This window comes from Phormidesmis sp. 146-33, from assembly GCF_052939515.1.
In genome coordinates this window covers 15,552-33,176 of sequence record NZ_JBJPHU010000021.1, presented here as the reverse complement: position 1 = coordinate 33,176, position 17,625 = coordinate 15,552, and the positions used below count along the sequence as shown (strand labels likewise).

General features: G+C 49.0%; 13 protein-coding genes. 5 read left to right on the top strand and 8 right to left on the bottom strand.

The window, feature by feature from the left end:
• The first annotated feature begins 356 nt into the window (after nucleotides 1-356).
• From ACJ2PR_RS10870 to ACJ2PR_RS10860, 3 genes are all read left to right on the top strand, one after another.
• Entirely contained in the window at nucleotides 357-932 is a 576-nt protein-coding gene (locus ACJ2PR_RS10870; RefSeq protein WP_446877015.1) for a YqeG family HAD IIIA-type phosphatase, read from the top strand.
• Complete coding sequence (locus tag ACJ2PR_RS10865; RefSeq protein WP_446877014.1) at nucleotides 932-2,302, top strand: hypothetical protein; 1,371 nt, start codon at nucleotides 932-934, stop codon at nucleotides 2,300-2,302. Before ACJ2PR_RS10870 ends, ACJ2PR_RS10865 begins: the two co-directional genes overlap by 1 nt.
• Before the next feature lie 147 nt (nucleotides 2,303-2,449).
• On the top strand, nucleotides 2,450-3,712 hold the full coding sequence (locus ACJ2PR_RS10860; protein ID WP_446859388.1) for an O-antigen ligase family protein: 1,263 nt from the start codon (nucleotides 2,450-2,452) through the stop codon (nucleotides 3,710-3,712).
• 293 nt (nucleotides 3,713-4,005) lie between these two features.
• On the opposite strand, the gene ACJ2PR_RS10855 is transcribed toward ACJ2PR_RS10860, so the two are convergent.
• The 8 genes from ACJ2PR_RS10855 to ACJ2PR_RS10820 form a co-directional block, all read right to left on the bottom strand.
• Nucleotides 4,006-5,262 carry a glycosyltransferase family 4 protein gene (locus ACJ2PR_RS10855; RefSeq protein WP_446865883.1) on the bottom strand — a complete coding sequence of 419 codons (1,257 nt, stop codon included), beginning with the start codon at nucleotides 5,260-5,262 and terminating at the stop codon, nucleotides 4,006-4,008.
• Nucleotides 5,263-5,281: 19 nt separating this feature from the next.
• Entirely contained in the window at nucleotides 5,282-6,478 is a 1,197-nt protein-coding gene (locus tag ACJ2PR_RS10850; protein WP_446877013.1) for a glycosyltransferase, read from the bottom strand.
• A gap of 126 nt (nucleotides 6,479-6,604) precedes the next feature.
• Nucleotides 6,605-7,837 carry a glycosyltransferase family 4 protein gene (locus ACJ2PR_RS10845; protein ID WP_446877012.1) on the bottom strand — a complete coding sequence of 411 codons (1,233 nt, stop codon included), beginning with the start codon at nucleotides 7,835-7,837 and terminating at the stop codon, nucleotides 6,605-6,607.
• Nucleotides 7,810-9,147, bottom strand: coding sequence for a glycosyltransferase family 4 protein (locus ACJ2PR_RS10840; protein ID WP_446877011.1), 1,338 nt, complete (start codon nucleotides 9,145-9,147; stop codon nucleotides 7,810-7,812). Before ACJ2PR_RS10840 ends, ACJ2PR_RS10845 begins: the two co-directional genes overlap by 28 nt.
• The gene (locus tag ACJ2PR_RS10835; protein WP_446877010.1) at nucleotides 9,134-10,189 is read right to left on the bottom strand and encodes an NAD-dependent epimerase/dehydratase family protein; all 1,056 of its coding nucleotides are present in this window, start codon (nucleotides 10,187-10,189) and stop codon (nucleotides 9,134-9,136) included. Before ACJ2PR_RS10835 ends, ACJ2PR_RS10840 begins: the two co-directional genes overlap by 14 nt.
• Before the next feature lie 365 nt (nucleotides 10,190-10,554).
• Nucleotides 10,555-11,790: a glycosyltransferase family 4 protein gene (locus ACJ2PR_RS10830; RefSeq protein ID WP_446877009.1), complete on the bottom strand. Its 1,236-nt coding sequence runs from the start codon at nucleotides 11,788-11,790 to the stop codon at nucleotides 10,555-10,557.
• Between the two features lie 41 nt (nucleotides 11,791-11,831).
• A complete protein-coding gene (locus tag ACJ2PR_RS10825) occupies nucleotides 11,832-12,911 on the bottom strand; it encodes a glycosyltransferase family 2 protein (RefSeq protein WP_446865877.1) in 1,080 nt (359 codons plus the stop codon).
• A gap of 38 nt (nucleotides 12,912-12,949) precedes the next feature.
• Nucleotides 12,950-14,668, bottom strand: a complete 1,719-nt coding sequence (locus tag ACJ2PR_RS10820; protein ID WP_446877008.1) for an ABC transporter ATP-binding protein — start codon at nucleotides 14,666-14,668, stop codon at nucleotides 12,950-12,952.
• Between the two features lie 654 nt (nucleotides 14,669-15,322).
• Between ACJ2PR_RS10820 and ACJ2PR_RS10815 the strand changes: the two genes are divergently transcribed.
• Nucleotides 15,323-16,291 (top strand): glycosyltransferase family 2 protein, encoded by a 969-nt coding sequence (locus ACJ2PR_RS10815; protein WP_446877007.1) that lies wholly within the window; start codon nucleotides 15,323-15,325, stop codon nucleotides 16,289-16,291.
• A 291-nt stretch (nucleotides 16,292-16,582) separates the two neighbouring features.
• Nucleotides 16,583-17,551 (top strand): glycosyltransferase family 2 protein, encoded by a 969-nt coding sequence (locus ACJ2PR_RS10810; RefSeq protein ID WP_446877006.1) that lies wholly within the window; start codon nucleotides 16,583-16,585, stop codon nucleotides 17,549-17,551.
• Nucleotides 17,552-17,625 lie beyond the last annotated feature (74 nt).

Sequence of the window (17,625 nt, the reverse complement as noted above, 5' to 3'; positions counted from 1 at the left end):
TGATTCAAATCTAAATAGCTTGTCAGGATTCGTTTGAGTATTACGACTCGCGACGGGTCGAGCTAATTTTGAATTCTAATAAAGGTCTGAAATTTTTAAAGATTTTGTAAAAGCTCCCCTCAACTTTGGGTTTTAGAACTGTCATCCCGTACCATCTCCTGTAAAAGATAGGTCAGTAAAATTGCGGCCGCTTCCCTTTTAGAGTCAGCACTTTTGCTGAGAAAAGTTCGTGGAGTGCGTTGATCTACTGAGCTTTAGCGAATTCAGCCATGTGGCAATTAAAAAGTAGTTGAATAATTAAGCTCTCTATTGAATCGGGAAAGAACTTATGGTGATTCGTCAACCTAAAGAAGCTGATGAATAATTGGCAAATCAAACTGAGAAAAGTAGCGGCTCGTCGCTCCAAATTTCCGCTTCCCCGGTACGTTCACACCCTTGCCGAAATCGAGCCAGACCTTTTGCAGTCCCATCGCATCAAAGGAATCATTCTCGACTTGGATAATACAGTGGTGTCAGAAGACGATCGCTACCTCGCCCCCCACGCCGAAACCTGGATTGCTACAGCCCAATCATTGGGATTCAGCTTCTTCATTCTCTCCAACGGTAAACGTCAGCACCGCGTTGATTATTGGTCAGATCGCCTCAAAATGCCCACCCTTAGTCCTGCCCGCAAACCCTTTCCGCGCAGCTTTCGACGCGCCCTGCGATCGATGGGGCTACCCTCCAGTCAGGTTGTGGTGATCGGCGACAGTTTGCATACCGATTTAATTGGGGCGTGGATTGTGGGATGTCGATCGATTCAAGTTGCGTCTCTCCCCCATCCGCCTCGCTGGTGGGAAAAAATTGCGGGCTGGCTGATTCAAAAACCCTACACTCGACCTCAAGAACTATGGAACTTTTCGGAGCAGGAATACTCTCGTAAACAGGTTTGATGACGACGATCTCACCTCAACTTCTCGATCCAGGGTCAACTACTAGAGTCAAGCAAATGATTTCTACCATGCTCAAAGACATCTCAAAACCTCGCCAAGATCTGCTGGCGGTGATGCTGGTTGGAAGTGTGAGCGGGCTGATTACTTATTGGCTGGCTCATCAAATTCCCGCTAATCTTTACAACTTCTTTGATGTTTGGTTTCAAGCTGATCTGCCGCTGCAATTTCAACGGGCTGCCTACCCAGTTCACCAAGCTCACTACACCAAGCTGCACCCCTTGTTTTCGCTGGTTGTCTTTCCGGTGGCTGCGGTGTTTCGACTCATTCCAGGGGTTGACGTGATTGAGTCGATTCGGCTGTTGGTAAGCCTGGTAGCAGGGGTTTGGAGTGGCGTTCTGTTTCTGGTTGTGCGAAATATGGGTTGCCGTTTGCTGGATGCCAGTTTGTTGACCTGTGTGGCGATCGTCAGTGCGACTTCTCTATTTTGGGGAACGATTTTAGAAACCTGTCAGTTTGCTGCGTTGGGATTTTTGCTAACGTTTTGGGTGGCGTTGGTCAGTGAATCTCGTCCCGTTTCGCCCATCTGGTACGTTGTTGCGAATGTCGTTGCGTTAGGATTTACCATCACTAACTGGCTCACAAGTATTATCGCTACGCTGATCTACAAAACCTGGAAACCTGCGCTAGGCATTCTATCAGCAACGGTAGGTCTGGTGCTGGTGCTCTATGTGATTAAAGGTCTAATTTTGCCAGTCGGATCGGCAACCATGCCACCTGCGGCTCAAGCTTCATTGACGCTGACAAGTACCGTCTCTTCAGAATCACCCGTCCAAAAAACTCGGCTTAAATTTCTGACCGTCCCTTCTCCTGAGCGCATTGGGCAAGTTTTGGGTGCTGCGATCGCTCACACAATGGTTATGCCAGAGGTTATGCCAGAAATCACAAAGCTCCCTCACGCCAATTCTCCCGAACTGTTGAGCATCCAGCGGTCGCGACCGGGATCAGGCAGTGTTTTGGGCGGAGTCGCTGTCGGGTTGTGGACAGCCATTCTGGGTTTGGGCGTTTGGAATTTCTTTAAGGTCGATCGTAACCCCCGATTCAAGCTCGTTCTAGGAGCGTCTGTTGTGACGCAGTTGGGACTCTTTATTCTCTTTGGCGAGGAAACCTTTCTCTATGCGCCTAACTTTTTGGCTCTGTTGCTGCCCGTTGCCGCCCTGAGTACGATCGGTCAAACTCGTAAAGTTGCCCTGGGTTTGATTCTTTGTCTATTGCTGAGTGCAGGCCTCAATAATTTCTGGCAATTTCAAAAGACAACCGCCCTCCTAAACCAGGCTCAATACAACGCCCTTGCGTCACGATCGTCTTTCTAGTCGTCCGTCAACAATGCAGTGAGAAATCTTAATCCCCCCAACCAATAGAAGCAATTCCTTCCTCCCTCCTCCCTTCTCCCTCCTCCCTCCTCCCTCCCCCCTTCTCCTTCCGCCAAAGTACCAGCATCCTACTTACCCAAAACGCCCATGAACTTCTCACTTATTCTCCTCACAGCCAGCGCCCTGATTTGCGGCATCGTCGATGCAGGCACCCGCCTTCGAGGAGGTTCGTTTAGCATTCAAGCTGGTTGGACAATTTTACTGGGGGTGTTCAGCCTCGCGTTTGTGGTTCTACGAGCCAAGATCCCTAAGCAAGTTATAGGGCCAGGTGCTCTACTGATGGGATTTCTCAGCTTAGGGGTCGCCTCACTTGTATTTGACCCCGCCGCCCTCAATCTTTCTTTGCGCGATCAGGCTCAAAGTCTACTGGTGTATTGTGGCTTTGTTGGGTTGCTGCTGCTGGGGGCGATCGAGACTTATCGAGCAAAAGATCAGCTTTGGTATTTGCACACGGGATTCCATCGAGCTTGTCAGTGTGCTGGGCTGATTTATGCCGCGAGTCTGGTCGCAGGGCCGGGCAGCAATCTATTTATTGGGGCGCGATCGTTTGCGCTGTTTGCTTTGATTGCCGTCTCCTGGTTTTTGGCCAGCGCCCGTTACCGATACTCCAAAGATTTGCTGTGGGCGATTATCTTGATTGCCTTGATTGGCATGAGTTTGTCACGCACCGCTACTGTAATCGCGCTTGTGATCTTTCCGTTCTCACGAATCTCGCCGCACAACTATAAAACCTGGATCAGATTCTTTTTGTGGGCAGGCTTTATTGCTCTGGTTGCTTATCTAGCCTTCAATTTTGTTGAACCGATTCGGGCACGCTTTACGGAAGTAGGAGACAGCGGTCAAATTGGGGGCATAAGCCTCAACACGTCGGGGCGAGAATATTTATGGCAGGCGGTGCAAAACTCGATCGCCAGAGCGCCGCTGTTTGGGAAAATCATTGGGTTAGGGCCGGGCGCGACCTCACTGGTGATTGAAGGGGGACAACCTCACAATGACTATTTGCGGCTACAGCATGATTTTGGCTATCTGGGACTCAGCTTTTGGGGACTCGGCTACGCTTGGCTCATTGCCATCACGTTCAAATCCTGGCTGTGGGCCGATCGCTACGATCGTGACAATGCCCATGTTCAACTTGCGGCTTTTCTGGCGCTGGTCAGCATTGGTCTTTCGATGGTTACAGACAACGTGATTGTTTATGTGTTTGCGATGTCTCCTCTGGGGCTATTGACCGGAACGGCGATCGGTCTGCAAGCAGCGCACTACAGAATGAGAAATCAATATCTTCAAGAACTGCGATCGCTGCCTGACGAATCTGAGACCGAGGAGTGGACAGTCGCCGAGCAGCCTTAAATCAGTCTTAAATGAGGGCGTATTCAACACGGCAAATTGTGAACCAAAATGCTTGTCTTAACGTGGATTCGATCAAATCTTTCGCTGCGGTTGTGAATCCAGGCAGCCCCCTAAATCCCCCACGAGTGAGGGACTTTGAACCCAACATCTTGTCTGAAAGTCCTCCAATTTTGGGGGGTTGGGGGGCAGAAGCGCTGAAGAACGAAGCGAAAAAATTTCATCGAATTCACGTCAAAATTGGCAGCTTGGAGAGCAGAAGCCGTCAACAACGAAGCGAAAAATTCTCATTGAATTCACGCTGACTTAGGTGAGTCTTTAGAAGCTTGCGTGAGTTCCTGGTAGATTTGGGTGAATCGCTGCTCCTTGCTCTCCAAGCTGTAGGCTTCTCGAATCCGCTGCTGTCCGGCTTGACCCATGCGATCGCGCAACTCTGAATTATGAGCCAGTTTTTTCATCGCCTGCGCTAAATCTTGAATCGCTTGCTCAGGAGATTGAGCCGCTACCTTGATTCCTACTTCATTTGTCACCATCTCACCGGGCCCGCCTAAATTGAGACAGAGGATTGGGCGGCCCGTCGCCATCGCCTCAATGCACACCCATCCGCCTGAGTCGTGCAGACTGGGATGCACCAACACATGAGATTGCCCTAACTTTTGCAGGGATTCTTCTCTTGACAGGCGCTCCCAAAACTTAACCTGGTGGGCAATGTTCAAAGATTCTGCTAAATTTTCTAGCCGCTGCTGCTCTGGCCCGATACCCAAAATCCAATACTCAGCGTCAGGGAGATTGGCCTCCGCAAAAGCCTGTAAACCCAGGTGAAACCCTTTCCAATGCAGCAATCGACCCATGCTAATAAAGCGGATCGGCGCATCTTTGACCGCAGACTGCTGTTTTAATTGATTGATTTCTAAATCAGGGAGGCTGAGAGCGCTCATCACTTCGACAGACCGGGCCCCCAGCTTGTACAGTCGTTTTGCGGTGTCATCGGTGGTGGCCCAGACGATCGCGCTTCTCCGAATCGTCATCTTCACAAATGGGTCAAACTCTCCTATCCGTTGGGCGGCCGCCCGCACAATTTCATAGATTTTATTCTTGAGGCTAAAGTCTTTCCAAAAAGGCTGAGGCGCTAACTCTGCACCACCCACCGGCCCCAACACAAAGGGAATCGGCAGCAGCGACAAAAAACTGGGACTTTGATATTTTCCATAAGTAACATGGTGGACGAGATCAAACTGGATGGCTTGATGCAGCGATCGCCCCACAAAATATGCCCAGATCTGCCACAAATAGTAGTGTAAATGCACCCCCACTAAAGGACGTTTACCTTCTTGACTCCAGTCATAAACCCAGCCCAGCGGATCAAGGTAAGCCACCTTAAGATTGGGAATCGGATTTTTGGCCAATTCTGCCTCGATAGCTGCCCGATGGGTATTGGAGGTCAAAATGCAAACCTGGTGATGCTTGGGGATAGCCTGCGCCATGTTCCAACCGATTCCTGGTTCAGAACCGCGGTTTGGTTCACAGGCATAAGCAGATAGCAAAATTTTCATAAACGTGAAAGCTAAATGACTAAAAATCAACTCTGGCAGGCAGATGAGACGGAGACGATTTTGTAGAAGTTTGAGAGTCCGAAAAGCCACAAAGAGACTGATATTGCTCTAGAGCACGGGCGGCGATCTGGTTCCATTGCAGGTACTCTAGCGCATAGCGTCGTCCTCGCAAACCGAGATTCTGCCACTCACCGCGACGCTGAAATAACTGCAAAAGTCCGGCTTTGATTGCCTCAGTTTCTGGTGCAACCACGACTCCACACCCACTCGATTGGACATGGGGCGCAATTCCCGCAACTTCTGACACCAACAAAACGCGACCCGCTAACATCGCCTCCAATGCGGACAAACTGAACCCCTCAAATCGAGAAGTCAAACAAAAGATATCGCGATCGCCCATCAGCATAGAGGGTGAGTTTTGATAGTCTGCTTCTAAGAAGGTGACGCGATCGTGAATGCCGAGTCGAATGGACTGGGTTTGCAGGGAGGCGCGATCGCCCCAGTCCGGCCCCTGAATTTCGAGCGTCGCGTTTGCAACCTGGACAATCTCAGCAAAGGCATTCAGTAAAATATCTAATCCTTTGTTGTAGGCATCTAATCGACCCAAAAAGAACAGTCGAGGCGGGCGATTACTTGTCCAGTTCAGCGTCGCTTCGGGGTGAACATCCTGGGGTGAAAAACCGTTGGGGACTTCCACGATCGTGGTGGCAACGCCCAGGTGTCTCAGCCATTCTCCATGTCGGCAATCCAAAACCTGCACGGCCTTGGCCTGTCTCAAAAGCCGCCGCTCTATCAAATACCAATATGTCCACTTGAGAAAAGACTTGGTGCCAAAGATGGCTGGATGGTAGGGATCGTGAGGAGCAACCACATAGGGAATGCGCGATCGCATCAAGCAGCGAGACATCGCATAGACGCTAGGGTGAAAAATGCCGTTGAGAATTACCAGATCTTCAGCATAGATGTGATGTTGAATATATCGCTTGAGGGCAGCAGAAAGGCTCAGAGACGGATGAGTGTTGGGACTTGCAAAACAGCGAATTCGGTAGCCTGCTTCTGTCTGAAAACACCCCGGTGTTGTCCCTTCACAGAGAATCGTCACACTCACCCCACAAGATGCCAAACCCGATGCCAAACCGTGAACTGCCTTAGAAGTGCCCTCATGAGCAGGATTTTCCTGAGCCGGAAAGTGCTTGAGATACAAGTAAAGATTCATTCAATCTGACCCATTTTGCGATCCCTTCCATCCAAGAAAACAATCCCAGGAAGCAGTTCCAGACACCAACGCCTGCGGTTTCCTCCCTCCTCCCTCCTCCCTCCTCCCTCCTCGCGCAGCTCTCCCTCACCGGCCCTTGTGAGCAAATTCTACGACCTGAGTTAGAAACTGGGCAACTCCTTCAGGCTCATAGTTTTCGATGATTTGCTGCGATCGCGCTCCCATCGTTGGCGCAAGATTGGGATCTTTGATAAACCGACTCATCCGTTCTGCTAGTGCTTCGGGGTCATTGGGATCGATCACATAGCCGTTTTCACCGTCTGCTACCATCTCGGCGGCTCCTGCACAGTTTGAGCAGAGGATAGGTTTCCCAAACACCATTGATTCCAAAACGACCATGCCCCAGGTGTCTTCTAGCGTTGGCAAAATAAACACATCGGCGTTGCAGAAATAGGAGCCAAGCTCGTCATAAGCGACCCACCCTTCCCAGCGAACGTTGTCAAGTTCTCGATTGCGGCTGAGGATTTCTAGCTCATCGCGATCGCAGCCATCCCCTACCACGACCAGCGTGTAATCTTGATAGCCCCAGGCTCGCAAAACGGCACAGGCTTCGAGCAACAAATGTAAGCCCTTACGACGAATCAGTTGCCCAACAAACAGAAAAACTGGGCGTGAGGCATCTTTAAAGCTGTCAGGTTCTCGCTCTTTGACGCGACCCAGGAGGGCTTGTGCGTCGGGCACTTCATAGGGTCGAGCAAAAACGCGCTCTGGCGGGGTCTTGAGAACATCAATCAGATAAATCTGCCCTGCGTCGCTGTTAGTAATGCAGGCATCCGTAAACTGAATCATGCGCCGCCGAAAAAACAGCCGAATCGGATCGTCTAAAAAGTCAAAGGCCGGAGAACAGCCCTCATAAGCAATAATGACGCGCCAGCCCGCGATCGGCTTTAACAACAGGATCAAAAGCGTCCACATTGAGAAGCCACTCGCAAAAATCACATCGGGTCTGAACCGCAGCAACTGGGGAACAATGCGAGGCGAGGCAACGGTGATATTTCGCACATATTGCCCAGTGTCGGCTTCGGTCGGAATGAACTTTGTCTCTCCAACAATCTCAACCGTAAAAGCGTTCTCAAACCCTGGGGCAAACCCAGTCCAGACTCCTGTAAAAATCTTGGTCTGCTTGATTCGCTTAGTAAACTGAGTAAAAACCGGATGCCAGTAGCTACCCAGAGCCAGCGAAGGAAACACCCACGCCACCTTGAGATTGGCAATGTCTGACTCGATCGGGGTTTCAGGATGGGGTAGAGGCGAGTTAGTGGGCGACTTTGCTAGAGCGTTTGAGGCTGACCTGTCCATATCGTTTCAAAAATAACGTTGGCGAATCGTTGGGCTGAGTTTTGGGCGGCGAATGTCTGCATTTTTTGGCGATCGCCCATCTGGTCTATGGGGTTTCGCAATAGAGACGTTATCCCGTTTGCAATGGCGTGAGGGTCAGTAGAATCGACGGCAACTCCTAACTGGTGGCGACGAGTAATCTCGCCCATTAGTCCATAGTTGGATGCTAAAACAGGCTTTTGAGCCGCAGCTGCTCTGACTAAAATGGCGCTCATTCCTACATGGCGCTGATAAGGTGCCAGTACCGCATCGGCTAGTTGAAAGTAAGGCTGAATGTCGCGATCGATAACAAACTGATGAGACCCCACAATCTGAACGGGCAGCGATCGCCGAAGCGACTCAATCTGACCGTCGAGTTGAGATTTTTCTGCGGGGTCGATCGGGCCGACTAGCAGGAGACAGAGTTGCTGACAATCTTCAGGAGGGAGTCGCGCGATCGCCTCTAGTAGCTGATGGATGCCTTTGCGCCCATCCAATGCACCAAACAACAAAAAGACTTTTCTGTGTGGCTCGATGCCTAAGCTTACTTTCAGGCTATCTGTAACTTCAAGCGGTTGATCATAAATTTGCACAGGATCAGGCAAATAGACAGGCTGCACCTTGGTGTGAAACTGCTCCCAGTGTTCTAGGACAAAGGGATCGAGACAAAACAGGGTTTGCAGTTGAGGATTAGCCAACACGCGGTTCATCAAAACCTTGTCGCGCAACTGTTGTGCCCAATCGTGGCGAGACGAATGATTCTCGAAGCTGGGGTAGTGAAACGTGGGACGAAAATAGATTCCAGAAAACGAGCAGGGCAGCGTCGCCCCCAGCGCTAGAGGAAACTGTCGAGTGTCAAAGTAGGGGATCAGACAGTGATCCGATTTCAGCGTTGTTGCATAGTGCCGCAGCAGCTTCCATTCTTGAAAGGCGCGAACGAACCGAGATCGGGCCGACGAGCGAGGACTAAGAACCGCCGCCTCTGAGGGAGCGATCGCCCTAAATTGAATTCTAGAATGGTCTCCCGCTTCTGCTACGACCTCTGAGTGCCGCTCCAAAAATTCTGGCGAAACCACGACATCTAGATGCCCGATCAGCGATCGTTCTCGCCAATAGCGCACGAGATGCTGAATGTATCCCGGATAGTGCCCGCCAACCGAAAGCTCAAACATCATCAGCCGCGAATCAGGGGTGCGGTTTGACTGAGTATTCAGAGTTGGGGGTTGAGTGTTGAGCGACCCTAAAGCCTCCCGTTCTTCTGGGCTGCGATCTCCGACTTCAGGCATTAACATAGCGGGATTGCTCCACCGTGACGATTTCTTGCAGAATGTCGGTAACGCTGCGCGTCAGTTGCCAGTTGGGAAAATGGGCTTTAAGCTTTCGCAGGTCGGACATGTAGCAGATGTGATCGCCGATGCGGTTTTCGTCCACGTAGACCCACTTCATTTTGCGATCGGTCAGCTCTTCAACCACGTCAAAGGCTTCGAGAATCGAAATGCTGTTTTCTCGGCCGCCTCCCAGGTTATACACTTCACCCGGACGGGGACTGTTGCGAAACGCCTCAAACGCCTGGATCACGTCGTAGCTGTGAATGTTGTCTCGCACCTGCTTCCCTTTGTAGCCAAATACTTTATAGGTGCCGCCGTTAATTGCGACTTTCACCAGGTAAGAGAGAAACCCATGTAGCTCAACGCCCGAATGAGACGGCCCGGTTAGACAACCCCCGCGAAAGATGCCTACATTCATGCCAAAGTAGCGTCCATACTCTTGAGCCACAATGTCGGCTGATGCTTTAGAAGCGCCAAATAGGGAATGGAGGCAGCGATCGATGCGACAGGTTTCTGGGATGCCGTGATAGTCTGACTGGTTGGCATAGTCGTAGCGCTTTTCGAGTTCTACCATTGGCACTTCGTTAGGAGCGTCGCCGTAGACCTTGTTGGTGCTCATGTGGATGAAGACCGCTTCGGGACAAAACTGGCGAGTCGATTCTAGAAGATTGATGGTGCCGAGGGCGTTAACTTCAAAGTCGAGAATGGGAATCTGGCAGGCTTTGTCGTGAGAGGGTTGGGCCGCACAGTGAATGATCAAGTCAAACTTGTGAGTGCGAAATAGCTCAAACAGACTTTCTCGATCGCGGATGTCGATCGTGTAGTGTTCAAACTGGCTGGTTTTTTGCTGGAGACGGCTTAAATTCCAGGTAGTGTCGCCTTGAGCGCCAAAAAACTCAGCCCTCATATTGTTATCGACTCCGACGACGTGATGCCCCTCCCGATCGTAATATTCCACTGCTTCAGACCCAATCAAACCACTCGAACCCGTCACTAAAACTCGCATCTAAGATCACTCCTGGATTCATTACGGAATAGATTTCACCCTGGGAAGAACGATCTGCCTGATTGAGACGAGACGCGATCGCTGAGAATCTGCGCCCAGAATTGTTCAGGGATTCGCCAAATGTCTACACCAAGTAACGCTATTAAATCAGCCAGCTTTGTGATTTTGCTAGGGATTGTCGGCGGTTTCACTGCTTCTTTAAGGAATGAACCTGACACTTTCCGGTAAATTCACGAATTCTGAACCCGGCTGACTGTAATATTTGTGACAAAAATAAAGAGAGTGTAAGTGTGATCGCGTAATCAGGTTTGACTTACCCTATCGCTTTTTGTTTAGGGTAGAACTGTGACTGGGTTAACAACCTATTAAATCTTTGACGCTAAAAGGGTTTGAAATAACCGTTGGTAGCGATCGGCTTGCAGCTTGACGCAAAAGGCTCGGAGGGCTTTTTCTCGTGCAGATTGAGAGAGGAGTTGGCGGCGATCGTCCGCTTCTAGCACCCAGGCGATCCCCCGCGACAGATCCTCAATCTCAAACGGTTTTGCCAGATAGCCATTTTGCTCGTGATCCACAATATCTCTCAGCCCGGTCGCGTCAAAAGCCACAACAGGTGTGCCACAGGCTAACGATTCAGAAGCCGTTTGCCCAAAAGACTCTTGCAGCGAAGGCACGACCATCACATCGGCAGCAGAGTAAGCCAGCGCCAACGTCACATCGTCTGCCAGCTTGCCCAGGTAGTGCGTTTTGAAGTCTAAGCGGGCGGAATCAGACTGAGATGTGCCAAACAAGACCACTTCACTCTGCGCTGCCCAACCCGACTGACTCAAGTTTTGTAAAGCGGGCAACAAGAGATGAAATCCTTTGCGCTTGTCGGTCATGGCTCCGGGTGCGCCAAACAAGATGAGTTTTTTGTCCTGTGGCAAATTCAGAACTTCACGCGCGATCGACTGAGGAATCGGACGATATTTTTCGGTATCTAATCCGCCGTTGATCACCTCGATTTGCCGCTCTTTAAACAGAGAACTTTTAGCCGCACAGTCGGCAATCCATTGACTGGGAGCGACCAGACTTAAGTTCAACTGTTTCCAGGCACGGGACTTGCGCTGCCAAATCCAGCGAGACAGATCAAATTCTCGATGACTTGCCAACTGAGGGCAACTTCCGCAATTGGACTGGTAACGATCGCACCCTTCGTTGTAGTTACAGCCTCCCGTCATCGGCCACAGGTCGTGCAGCGTCCAGACGAGCGGTTTGTTAAATTGGGCGATCGTTTCGATTTGTAGAAAGCCGTTGCAAACCCAATTGATATTGACCACATCGGGATTGATTTGGCGTACCGCAGACCGCAGATTGTCAGGCAACCACTGGGCTGAAAAAAGTGTCTGAGTTTTGGGATAGAGCTTGAGGGGAATGCCATTTAGGGGCGGCCCAAGCTTAGTCAAAATCGTTTTGTGAGCGGTCACCGTCTGATCACTGCTAAAGCGATCGCGCACCAGCATTGAGGAATCTACGCCGATCGCCTGCAATCCTTGATGAAGCCGATATGCGCCCCGTGCTGCCCCTCCGTTGATATCAGACTCGTTGAGCAGTAGCACCTTCATAATTCTTATTTAACGTTCTCAGTGAATATTTTGATTAATTTTTAATCAGTGGTGGCGGCTTCAGAACTTGGAGCAGAGGGATAGGCGGTTGTTACAGGAATGCTGCGAATCGTTTTTGAGGGTTCTGGAATGAAGGGAGTCCCCCAGGTAAGCTGAAAGTATTTTCGCATCAAGCGACGAAGGCTTCTACGAACCAGGCGATGGGGCACCCAAACCGTCGAGGCGAGAATATACAAAACGCCCTGTTGATGAACCTGAGCATTAAAAATGCCCTGCTCAAACCCCAACGACCAGATTTCCAGCGCTTCTTTTTTGAATCCTTCACTCGCAAGGGGGTCAATAAACCCGAAGTAAAGCCCACCAATTCGGTGTCTGCGCTGTTTGGTTAATAGTCCTGCTCGATCGAGATTTTTCTGCAATTCAATCAGCAATTTTTTGTGAGAGTTGAGATGCGCCGTGCCTCGTGCTTTGTCGCTGACTGATCCAGCGTGACAGACTCGCCAAAAACAATCTGGATAAGGGAATTTTTGATAGTTGAAACCCAACGCAAGCGCACGAATATGATATTCGACATCCTGCCAGCTTGAGAGTGCTTCATGCCAATCCCCCAATCGATTTAGAGCGTCTTTTCTCCAAATTGGACACATGGTTTGCCAGGGCAAATCAAAAGAGAGAAAACGATCGACATCTTCGACTTCTTTATCCACATTCAAAAGTAGCTGTAAGTCGTTAGGATGCTCTCGAAAGATGATGCAGGGAAACACTCCAAAATCAAGTTTGGGTGACATCTCCATACAAGAAAATCTCTTTTCTAAAGCATCTTGGGACAGACAATCGTCTGAGTCTAGATAAATCAAATACTTGCCTTTTGATAATCTCGTTCCCAGGTTGCGACAGGCAGGTGCGCCCGAAGGTGTCTCAGACCGTTTGACATAGCGAATTCTGGGATCAATTTGGTTCAGTTGAAGAACCTGTAATTCGGTGTCATCTTGAGAACCGTCATCAACGACTAATGCCTCCCAGTTTTCAAACGTTTGCTGCTGTAAAGAAGTTAGCGCTTCTAGTAACAGAGTCGCCCGATCGAGGGTGGGGATAATGACAGAAATCTCAGGTGAATTCATGGGCAATTGTCAAGTTTTAAGCAAGTTTTGAACCAGCATTAGGATTGAGCCGAAGCCTGTTTACTCAGCACGACCTCTTGATAGCTTCCTGACTTGGTAATGCGTCCTTTTTCAACTTGATAGATGCGATCGCAATGTTCCAAAGTTGTCAATCGGTGAGCAATGAGAATAATTGTTTTGCTGCCTCCTAATGATTTAACGGCTTCACTGACTAAACTTTCGGTCTCATTATCTAATGCGGCCGTGGCTTCGTCTAAAATGAGCAGTTGGCGATCGTGATAGAGCGCTCTAGCAATTCCAATTCGTTGCCGTTGCCCCCCTGATAACCGAACGCCTCGTTCTCCAATAACGGTGCCGATTCCTTCAGGCAGTTGCTCTACCAACTCAGTTAATTGAGCGACTTGAATAGCTTGAATTAGCTTCTCTTGATTGATGAGATGGTCGGGAACTCCAAAGGCAATGTTTCGCTCTAACGTGTCGTCGATCAAAAAGATAGATTGTGGCACATAGCCAATCAGATTTTGCCAGGCTCTAAGATTGTTGTAAACAGAAACGCCGTCTACTTTGATATCTCCACTTTCTGGCGTTAGTAGTCCTAAAATGACATCGACTAGCGTTGTTTTCCCGGCACCCGATCGCCCAATCAGCCCAATTGATTCTCCTTTTTTTAAGGTTAGAGAAATTCGATCCAGCGCCTCTTCTTCAACGTTGGGATAGCGATAGGTAATCTGATCTAAAACAAGCTGTTCAGAAAATGGCATCGCCTGTTCTTCAGATCTTTCTGGTAACTTTGGTGACTGCTTTTCTAGAGACTGTAGATCAAAGTAGAGCTTGTCCATTGAGTAGCTGGCATATCGCACATCATTGAGCGAGTTAACCACATTGCCAACTGCTGGCAGCAGGCGAATAGAAGCCATCGCAAAGATGCCCAAAACCGAGCTTAAACTTTGACTATTTGCCGGATTAAAGACTAGAAAGATGGCGGTAAAGCCGACTAAGAAAGTGATGAGAAAGGCTTCGATCGCATAGCGAGGCAAATTAGTAAACGACATGTGCGCCGCACTCGAAACGGCAAATCGATCCATCTGAACGCTGGCTTGTTCTTCAAAGTAACCTTCACAACCAATCACCCGAACTTCTTTGAGTCCACCTAAACTGTGATTAATAATTCGCATCATCTCTTCGTGGGACTCCGATCGTTCCTTCCCCCAAAAAACGAGCTTGTGTCTAAACTGATAAAACAACCCAGATGCCAACAACACGATGCCAATAATAATAAACATCGCCATTGAATTGGTGCTAACTAATAGAAAGATGATCGCCAGCGTGACCACACTATTAGAAATTGCAAACAACATCGGCATCACAACTTTGTAGCTAAACAACTCAGTTTCGTTGAGCATGTTTTGCATCAAGGTCGATGAATTTCGAGTGAGGTGATAGGTGTAAGGGGCTGCTGAGTAGGCATGAAGTAACCGAGTACAAAGCTCTCCTCGCTGCTTGAATCCAAACTCAAAAATGTATCTTTGAATGTAAAAACTCAAGAATGACTTTAAGTAGAAGATTCCAACCACCACCAAGCCGACCGCAATCAAAAAATTAAACTCTTGACCTGGTGTAAATCCAAAGCGTTGATAGAGCCAACTCAGTCGCTCATTTTGTTCAATAAACTTCAAATTGGTGGCGATCGAAATGAAAGGTCCAACCAGTCCAATCCCCAGGGTCTCTAATAAAGAAGTAAATATAAATAGAGACACGAGCAGAAATAATTGGTTTCTTCGTTCTCCCAGAAGATAGAAAAACTTGGACAGATAACTCATCATCTGGTCAGCACCTCATTGCTTGTAAAAAATAGTCCTGTTGTGAGTCTCAATTTAGCAGCGGTGTACTGGGGAAAGTTGCCACTTTTCATGGTTCATTTTCTATGAAAGGCCTCTCAATTTGACAAGACTGAGCAGGGTAATTACGGAAGATCTTCAAGGAAGTCAGCATGATTTGTAAGCCACATTTTGGTTGGCGAAAACCTGAGTTTTCAAGACTTTAATCGATTTGATGGCCTTCTAAAAACGTTTCAACAGGCGCAATTGCTTCAAAAATGACTTCACTTGATCTTCATAGAGGGGTGCACTGCTCAGGGGGTCTGATTGGTTTGCTCAGTATATCAACTACCACAGAGGCAATCGTGTTTTCTTGGAGTAGAAAAGAGGCTTTCTCCAAACATAATGTATTTTTTCGGTAAAGACCCCGTAGAAGCACTGGCTTTTCTCACGCGCTTTTTGATAATCGTGGAAAGCACAGGTCATTCAGTTTCGCGATCGCCCCGTTTCTCAATTTGCGATCGCGCTCATACTCAAGTTGCATAAATTTTAAGCATAAGTTTTAGCAATCATGCTGCATCAGAAGGATCTCAGATGATGGATCAAACAAATAATCGTACCCGTGTCAGTATTGGCATTCCTGTTTACAACGGGGATAACTATCTGGAAGCGGCAATAGACTCGCTGCTCGCCCAGACTCTCAAGGATTTTGAAATTATTATTTCAGACAATGCTTCGAGCGATCGCACTGAAGAAATCTGTCGATCCTACGCGGCAAAAGATGCCCGAATTCGCTATTACCGCAACGAGGTCAACCTGGGAGCCGCCCCCAACTTCAACTGCCTAATTGACTACGCTCAGGGAGAATATTTCAAATGGGCTGCCCACGACGATATTCATGAGCCGACCTATCTAGAGCGCTGTGTCGAAATTCTTGATCGCGACCCCGGTGTGATTCTCAGTTATTCATGGACGCGATATATCGACGATCGAGGGCTGCTCTGTCCTGAAGTGTATGCGTTTGACGGCAAGCTGAGACTCAATTCTGAAAAGCCTCACGAGCGGTTTCACGATATTGCCTGCACTCATCAAGAATGCTTTCCGATCTTTGGGCTGATGCGGTTGAGTGCTTTGAGACAGGTGCCTCTCTATGGTTCCTACGGTCACGCAGATGGGGTGTTGCTGGCTCGAATGGCGCTGTTAGGTCGATATTACGAGATTCCAGAATATCTCTTTCTCTCCAGGCAACATGCAGAGCAGTCCTGTAAGGTTTTTGCCAAGGAAGACAGCGACTACGACTACTTTGAGTATGCTGCCTGGTATGACCCCTCCAAGACCGGAAAATTTACCCTGCCGCACTGGATTTTGTTTATCGAATATTGCCGAGCGATTTTGCAAGCGCCCATTAGCTTTTCTGAAAAAATTACCTGTTTTCGCCAACTCAAAGTTTGGGTCAACTGCTATTGGACACATATGGTGAGAGACGTTTTGGGCGCGGTCAATTACTCGCTTCATTCTCTCAAGCAGGGCATGAGCCGTCATCAGCCTTCTCAAGCAAATTAGCCCAACCCGTCCGGTGTCGTCAAACAGGTCGATTTGGATTTCTAACTGCGATAGGGGAGTGATGAAAACGATCGCGTAGCCTTCTAAGTCATCAGCCTGGAAGTCACAGAGACCTTAGAAAAAGAAAAGAAAAGAGAATTTTTTGGGCGATCGCTTTCAAGTTGGTCAGAGGATGTTAGCAAGAACGCCCACTTTTCTCAATTGGCTCTGTACAATTTCTCCATAAGATGATCAATTTGGTGTCAAGTTGTTGAAAGCTGCCCCCCTCAGCGATGTGGAGAAAATACCCAGATGACGCAGACAGTTCGTGTAAGCATTGGCATTCCTGTGTATAACGGTGAAAATTACTTGGAGGCAGCGATCGAGTCGTTTCTAGCTCAGACGTTTAGCGACTTTGAACTGATTATTTCGGACAACGCTTCGAGCGATCGCACCCAAGAGATTTGTCGAGAATACATGACAAAAGATGCGCGAATTCGCTACCACCGCAATGAGACCAATATTGGAGCCGCTCGCAACTATAACGGGCTGGTCGCGCTGGCAAGCGGCGAGTATTTTAAGTGGGCTGCCCATGATGATATGTGTGCGCCAACCTATCTAGAGAAGTGCGTTGAAGTGCTCGATCGCCATCCTGACATCATCAACTGCTATCCGTGGACTCAGTTTGTAGATGCAAAGGGTGACCCTGATGCGCGTCACTATGATTACGATGGCAAGCTGCGACTCAATTCTGAAAAGCCTCACGAGCGGTTTCACGATATTGTCTGCACTCATCAAGAATGTTTTCCGATTTTTGGGGTGATGCGAATCAGTGCGCTCAGGTCAATTCCCTTACACGGGTCGTATGGTCACGCGGATGGGGTGCTGCTGGCGCGATTGGCGCTGTTGGGGCGATATTATGAGCTTCCAGAATATTTATTTCTCTCCAGACAACACGCAGAGCAGTCCTGCAAACTGTTTGCCAAACAGAATAGCGATCAGGATTACTTTGGCTACACGGTTTGGTTTGACCCCGCTAAGTCGGGTAAATTTATGCTGCCGCGCTGGACATTGTTTATTGAATACTGCCGATCGATTCTACAAGCCCCCGTCAGCAGCGCCGAAAAAATGGCCTGTCTGGGACACATGCGCGAGTGGCTAAACTGCTACTGGAAACACATGGTGAGAGATGTTTTGTCCGCGACGAGCCAATTGTTGCAGGTCTGGAAGTCCGGAAGCAGTCCACCCAGCCCACCGAAACCATCTCAAGTCAATGGCTAAATCCCAAAATCCAGCAGTGGTGTCGCACGGGGTTCATTAAGTTTGCTGTGACAGCGTGCATCGTCAACAGTTTG